Source organism: Collimonas sp. (genome assembly GCF_044339385.1).
Classification (GTDB): Bacteria; Pseudomonadota; Gammaproteobacteria; order Burkholderiales; family Burkholderiaceae_D; genus Collimonas.
The window spans coordinates 1-7,324 of record NZ_JBIIVN010000133.1 but is presented as its reverse complement, the minus strand read 5'-3'; the positions used below and the strand labels follow the sequence as shown (position 1 = coordinate 7,324).

Annotated in this window: 5 protein-coding genes; 3 read left to right on the top strand and 2 right to left on the bottom strand. The window is 56.2% G+C overall.

Annotated features, from left to right (window positions below; all coding sequences use genetic code 11):
* Positions 1-44: 44 nt before the first annotated feature.
* Complete coding sequence (locus tag ACIQ0R_RS09875) at positions 45-281, bottom strand: hypothetical protein (protein ID WP_395826680.1); 237 nt, start codon at positions 279-281, stop codon at positions 45-47.
* 497 nt (positions 282-778) lie between these two features.
* Between ACIQ0R_RS09875 and argA the strand changes: the two genes are divergently transcribed.
* The 3 genes from argA (at position 779) to ACIQ0R_RS09860 (ending at position 5,430) form a co-directional block, all read left to right on the top strand.
* Positions 779-2,089, top strand: a complete 1,311-nt coding sequence (argA, locus tag ACIQ0R_RS09870; protein ID WP_395826677.1) for an amino-acid N-acetyltransferase — start codon at positions 779-781, stop codon at positions 2,087-2,089.
* Between the two features lie 131 nt (positions 2,090-2,220).
* Positions 2,221-2,493, top strand: coding sequence for an oxidative damage protection protein (locus ACIQ0R_RS09865; protein WP_395826675.1), 273 nt, complete (start codon positions 2,221-2,223; stop codon positions 2,491-2,493).
* A gap of 177 nt (positions 2,494-2,670) precedes the next feature.
* Positions 2,671-5,430 (top strand): M16 family metallopeptidase, encoded by a 2,760-nt coding sequence (locus tag ACIQ0R_RS09860; protein ID WP_395826672.1) that lies wholly within the window; start codon positions 2,671-2,673, stop codon positions 5,428-5,430.
* Positions 5,431-5,748: 318 nt separating this feature from the next.
* On the opposite strand, the gene ACIQ0R_RS09855 is transcribed toward ACIQ0R_RS09860, so the two are convergent.
* A complete protein-coding gene (locus ACIQ0R_RS09855) occupies positions 5,749-7,155 on the bottom strand; it encodes an amino acid permease (RefSeq protein WP_395826669.1) in 1,407 nt (468 codons plus the stop codon).
* Positions 7,156-7,324: the final 169 nt, after the last annotated feature.

The following is a 7,324-nucleotide window of genomic DNA, read 5'->3' as shown; positions in this document are numbered from 1 at the left end:
CGTTCACCCTGCCAGTATTTAGATGACTGGCTCACTGAGCAACATCAGGAAAAACAGGCGGCATAAAAGCCACCTGTTGGAAGACGAAAAATCGAGGGAAGCTCAATCATGTTCAGTTCGGGGCTGTAGGTTAGCAAGTCGAACAGCCGCATGTGATGATCGACTTGCCAAGGGTTGGGCGCTTCCTGATCAATGGTACGAATATGGCGATGTTTATGGTTGATCGACAGTTGCTGCAAGGTCTTATCCTGAGTTTCGGTCAGTTCTGCCAGGCACTTCATCGGCTTCTCCAGAACCACAATTTAGCCGAAGGTAGCAAATTCAAATACGTTCACCAGCAACAAAATAGAATAGACGAGCTCTCAGCCGCAAGACTGAACTGCCTGGCTTTCGAGAAAAAACGTGGCGGCTGAGAGGGGATGCTGTCCGGCAAAAAACTCTGGGCCGACTGCGGCATGGGGCTTCATCCGCGACATCCAGGGGCGAGCCAGGCGCCCATAGCGATCTTGCCGGTGAGCCAGCATGAGCGGCCAAGACAGAATGTTGTCTATATCAACTGTCTTACACTCGAGCTACACCATGCAACCGATGATCTCGAAAAGATCGTCCGAAGCCATAAGCAATTCAACAATTCAACAATGCAGCAATTTTGCATCTTGCGGCTTTACAAAATTTTGCCTCTCCCCCCAAAAAACCGTTAGTTGACGACAGCGATAAAACTGTCTGCAAATCGCTGAATCCGTGCAGCCGGTATGGTGTCCTGTATATAATGAGCGGCATGGAAAATCCCAATGAATTCGTAGAATGGCTGCGCTCGGTCGCACCGTACATCCATGCCTTCCGGGGCAAGATCTTTGTCGTCGCCTTTCCGGGCGAACTGGTCACCGCCGGCGCGCTGCCGGTGCTGGCGCAGGACTTATCGCTCTTACATGCACTCGGCATCAAGGTCGTTATTGTTCACGGTTCGCGGCCGCAGGTCGAAGAGCAACTGGCGTTGCGTAACGTCGAAGCACGCTTCCACAATGGCTTGCGCATTACCGATACCGCAGCACTGGAGTGCGCCAAGGAAGCCGCCGGCGAGTTGCGCCTGGATATCGAGGCGGCATTCAGCCAGGGCTTGCCGAACACGCCGATGGCACATGCAGCGATTCGTATTATTTCTGGCAACTTTGTCACCGCCCGTCCGCTCGGCGTGATCGATGGCGCCGATCTGCAACTGACCGGGGTGGTGCGTAAAATCGACTACGATACCATCCACCCGATTCTCAACGCCGGCGGCCTGGTGCTGCTGTCGCCGCTCGGCTTTTCGCCGACCGGCGAAGCCTTCAACCTGACCATGGAGGACGTGGCGGTGGCGGCGGCGATTTCGCTACGCGCCGAGAAACTGATCTTCATCAGCGAAACACCGCTGATGAAAGATGCCGGCGATACCGAAATCCGCGAACTATCATCGCACCAGGCGCAAGCTGTGCTCGACAGCGGCTGTCTGCCGGCCGATTCGGCCTTCTATCTGCAACACGCGATCAAGGCCTGTAACGCCGGGGTGCCGCGCGCCCATGTGGTGCCGTTTACCACCGACGGTTCGGTGCTGCTGGAATTGTTCACTCACGATGGCGTGGGCACGATGATTTCGTACGAAAATCTGGAGAGCCTGCGGGAAGCGACGATTGAAGATGTCGGTGGCATTCTCAAACTGATCGAGCCGCTGGAAGCGGATGGCACACTGGTCAAGCGTGGCCGCGAGCTGATCGAGCGCGAGATCCACTACTTCTCGGTGATCGAGCATGATGGTGTGATCTTCGGCTGCGCCGCACTGTATCCGTTCCCATCCGAAAAAATGGCTGAAATGGCATGCCTGACAGTGAATCCGGAAGTACAGGCGCAAGGCGACGGCGAACGTATCCTGAAGCACATGGAAAGCCGCGCCCGCGCGGCCGGTTTCAACAAGCTGTTTGTGCTGACGACGCGTACTTCGCACTGGTTCCTGCGGCGCGGCTTCGCGCATGCCACAGTTGACGATTTGCCGAAGGATCGCCAACACATGTATAACTGGCAACGAAAATCATTGGTATTGATCAAGACGCTGTAGCAACTCGCACCGCTCTGGATAACCAAATTGCAGCTGCAGCTGCCGCTGTCAGGCGCTAACCTCAATCTTAAAAACTGAGTCCATTCAATACATTGCATTGCACTGGACTCGCCAACCTACAAGGAAAAACCATGGCACGCACCGTTCACTGCATCAAGCTCGATAAAGAAGCGGAGGGTCTCGACTTCGCGCCATATCCGGGCGAATTGGGCAAGCGCATTTATGAAAGCGTCTCGAAAGAAGCCTGGGCCGGTTGGCTCAAGCACCAGACCATGCTGGTCAATGAAAACCGCCTGAACCTGGCCGATGTACGCGCCCGCAAATACCTCGCGGTACAAATGGGAAAACACTTCTTCGGCGATGGCGCCGATGCTGCCACCGGCTACGTTCCGCCTACAGAGTAAAGCATGCTGTCTCAGCATCTCCCCTCCCCGGCTACCGCTATGGCAAAATAAGCAATATTTGTCTTGTCCGGCGGTAGCATCTGACGTCCGCACTGCGCCCCCTCCACCGGACACAAACGGTAACGGGTAATCGTTCAATAGATTACCTTCATTCAACCTCAACAGATCGGGAATTACATGCATCTATTCCGTCATCAATGGTCTAACCGACTGCGATCCTGCCTGCTTGCTGCCACCCTGAGCATGGGCTTCACCGGCTTTGCCCCAGCGGCCATCGCGCTGCCCGCTGGGGTCTCGCAGGGCCCGTCGGCCGAAGGCATCACCGAATACCGGTTCGCCAACGGCTTCAAGGTATTGCTGTTTCCAGATTCGTCGAAACCCACGGTGACCGTTAACATGACCTATCTGGTCGGTTCGCGCTTCGAGAACTACGGTGAGACCGGTATGGCGCATCTGCTTGAACACCTGATGTTCAAGGGCACGCCTAGGCACCCGTCGATTCCGCAGGATTTTAGCCAGCGCGGCATGTCGTTCAACGGCACCACCAATATGGATCGCACCAACTATTTCGAGATATTTCAGGCCAGCAACGACAACCTGAAATGGGCGATCGACATGGAGGCCGACCGCATGCTCAATTCGTTTATCGCCAGAAAAGACCTGGATAGCGAAATGACGGTGGTTCGCAACGAATTCGAACAGGGCGAGAACTCGCCGTTCGGTGTGCTCATCAAGCGCCTGCAAGGTGTCGCCTACGCTTGGCACAACTACGGCAAGCCGACCATCGGCAATCGCAGCGATATCGAAAACGTCAAGATCGAAAACCTGCAAGCCTTTTATAAAACCTACTATCAGCCGGACAATGCCGTGCTGCTGATCGCCGGCAAGTTCGATCCGGCCCAGACCCTGGCCTGGGTTAACCAGGCGTTCGGCAAGATGCCGAAACCGGCCCGCAAGATGCGCGATTTCTGGACCGTCGAGCCAACCCAGGACGGCGAACGCAGCGTCATCGTGCGCCGTCAGGGCGACGTGCAGATTGTCGCGGTGGCCTACAAGATTCCGAGCGAGCTGCATGCCGACAGCGATGCACTGTCCTACGCCGGCACGATTCTGGCGGATACCCCTAATGGCCGCCTGCATAAATCACTGGTTGCAACCGGCAAGGCGACCGCGGTGTTCAATTATGAAATGACCGGCTACGCGCCCGGTTTAGAAATTATCGCCGCCGTCGTCAAGAAAGGCGAACCGATTGAACCGGTACGACAAGCCCTGATCGACGGCATCGAGCAATTCGCCAAGACCCCGCTCACTCCCGAAGAAATGGAACGGGTGCGCCTGGCCAATGCCAACGCTTTCGAAAAGCTGCTAAACGATCATCAGAAAGTCGGCGTCGCCATGTCTAGCACCATTGCGCTGGGTGACTGGCGCTTGATGTTCCTGGGCCGGGATCGCGCCAACGAAGTTACATCGGAACAGGTCGCCGCTGCCGCAGCACACTATTTCACGCGCGACAATCGCACGGTCGGCATGTTCTTGCCGGAAGACCAGCCTCAACGCGCCGATGTGCCTGCAGCACCAAGCGTGACGGCAGTGCTGGCAGAGTACAAACCGCAGAAGGCGATCGCCGACGGCGAAGCGTTCGATCCGTCGCAAGCGAATATTGATGCCCGTACTCAGCGCAGCAAGGTGGGTGGCTTGAAACTGGCGCTGCTACCGAAGAAGACGCGTGGCGAGACCGTCTCGGTTAAACTGAATTTGCTGTGGGGCGATGAAAAGAGCCTGTTCGGCAAGAAAACGGCATCCGAACTGACCGATGCCATGCTGATGCGCGGTAGCAGCACGCTAACACGCGAACAACTGGCCGACGAGTTTTCCAAACTCAAGATCAGTGGCAGCTTGACGCAGTTCCAAACTACCCGCAGTAATCTGCCAGCTGCGCTGCAACTGGTTGCCAGTGTGCTCAAGCATCCGCGTTTCGACCCGGCCGAATTCGAACGGATGCGCAAGGAAGCGCTGGTGGCACTGGAAGCGTCGCGCAATGAGCCGAGCACGCTCGCCGCCGAAGCCATGTCGGCACATTTTAACCAATACCCGCAAGGCCATTGGCTGGCGGCACAGAGCATTGATCAACAGATCGCCAGTATCAACGCCACCTCGCTGGCCGATGTCAGCGCTTTTCATCGTGACTTCTACGGTGCCTCGCAAGGTGAACTGGCAATCGTCGGCGATTTCGATGTTGCCGCCGTCACCCAAGTGATCCAGGATGAGTTCGGCACATGGCAAAGCGGTGCGCCATACGCACGCGTTATCCGCCATAACTTCGATGTCGCGCCGATGCAAAAGACGATCAACTCGCCAGACAAGGAAAACGGCTTTTATGTCGCCCGTCTGAACCTCGACATGCGTGACGACGATACCGATTATCCCGCCATGATGGTTGCCAACTACCTGTTTGGCGGGGGTGGCCTTAAATCGCGCCTGGTTGACCGGGTGCGGCAGCAGGAAGGCCTGTCGTACGGCATCGGCTCTGCGCTCGACATCAGCGCCATCAACCGTGCTGCGCGCTTCTCGATACAAGCCATTTCAGCGCCGCAAAACCTGAACAAGGTCGACCAGGCTGTCAGGCAAGAACTGGCGCGAGTAATCAAGGACGGGCTCACCGCAGAAGAACTGGCACGCGCCAAATCCGGCATCCTGCAGGAAAACCAAAACTCACGCGCGCAAGATGGCGCGCTCAGCGCCGGTTGGGCCAGACTGCTGGACCTGGACCGCACGTTTGCCTGGAGCAAGCAAATCGAAGACAAGATCAGCGCGCTTACACTGGACCAGGTCAACGATGCCTTCCGCAAACGAATCGACCCAGGCCAATTGAGCGTCGTCATCGTCCGCGATGAAGCCAAGGCAAACGCTAACCCGGTAGCAACGACCAAACCGTAAGACCCGGCAGGTCAAAAAAGCCGCTGCGCTGTTCGCAATGTCATGCGCGAACAGCGCAGCGGCTTTTTTACTTTCAAATCCGTCAATGCGAGAAGCTATCGGACTGATAGCTACATGGAATGCGATGAATGTTTATTGCAAATGAATCACCGCACGGACGCCATGAGCCGTCAAATGAGATCTGAATAACTTCCGCCAGAGTCAGCGAAAAAAATCCGCCGCAATTTGACTGCCGAGTGGCGGTGCTTGGCGTAAACCTAATCCGCTTGGCCGCCCCGAAAGCTTGAACTGCAAGGTCGCCAACGGACCAACCGACGGCTATTCTTTTGGATGCAATAACGAATGCCGCCGGGCATAACCGAAATATACCGCGAAGCCGATCGCCAGCCAGCACAGAAATGCGATCCACGTCATCGCCTGTAAACGGCACATCAGGAATACGCAAAAACCAATCGCCGCCAGCGGCACGAATGGCACGCCAGGGCAACGAAACGCCCTTGGCAAATCAGGCCGCGTCTTGCGCAATACCAGCACCGCCACCGCAATCAATGAAAATGCCATCAAGGTACCGATGTTGATCAACTCCGCCAGAATGTTCAACGGAATCAACGCCGCAATGAATGCAAACACGATCCCCACCAGCCAGGTAGTAAAGAACGGCGTGGCGAAGCGCGGGTGAATGTTCGATAGCCGCTTAGGCAGCAAGCCGTCACGCGACATCGCAAACAAGATACGGGTCTGGCCGTAGGTCATCACCAGGATCACCGTGGTCATACCGATGATTGCCCCCAGGTCGACAAAGCTGGCGACCCAGTTCTCGCCGGCATATTGCAAGGCCAGAGAAATCGGATGATCGATCCCGGCAAATTTGTCGAACGGCACGATGCCCGTCATGATCGCCGCCACTGCCACGTATAGTACAGCGCATATTCCCAGCGAGGCGATGATCCCGATTGGCAACGCCCGCGCAGGATTCTTCACCTCTTCGGCAGCAGAAGTCACCGCATCAAAACCGATGAAGGCAAAAAACACAATCGCGGCAGCGTTGAAGACGCCGTTATAGCCGAACGGCAGGTAAGGCTGCCAGTTGGCCGGTTGCACATGGCCGACGCCGACGGCGATGAACAGCAGCACCACCGCCAGTTTGATAAAAACCATGATGTTGTTGGCGCGCACCGATTCACGGATACCGATCGACAACAGCGCCGTAATCACCAGCAAGATGCAAAATGCCGGCAGGTTGAACCAGGTAGTGATTCCAGGCACAGCGCCCGGCGCCGCGCTCAGTAAAGTTGGCACGGCGATGCCGAAGCCCGTCAGCAGCGACTGCGTATAGCCTGACCAGCCGACCGCTACCGCCGATGTGGCTAATCCATATTCCAGCATCAAATCCCAGCCGATAATCCAGGCGACAATTTCTCCCATCGTGGCATAGCTGTAAGTGTAGATCGAGCCAGACACCGGCACCGTCGATGCGAACTCGGCATAGCACAACGCAGAAAAGCCGCAAGCAATTGCCGCAAGCACAAACGATAGCGACAAGCCCGGTCCAGCCAGCAATGCTCCGGTACCAGTGAGAACGAAGATACCGGTGCCGACAATGGCACCGACGCCCAGCAAGATCAGGTCGATTGCACCGAGGGTACGTTGCAGGCCTGCGTTGGTACGGCTGGCAAAAATCATCTTATCCAGATCTTTGGTACGGAATAAATAAAGTGGACCCATCTGTCCAGACAAATATCTGCATAGTTTAAGAAGCACTTCCTACCTCCAATACAGCTGCGCGGCGCTGTCCCGGTTTTTCTGTTGCTCTTGGTGTTGCTGTTGATCTTGCCGTTGCGGGTACGGAATCGTCTGTGGAGCGTAGCGGAACAGAGGGTTCCGTACCCGCAAC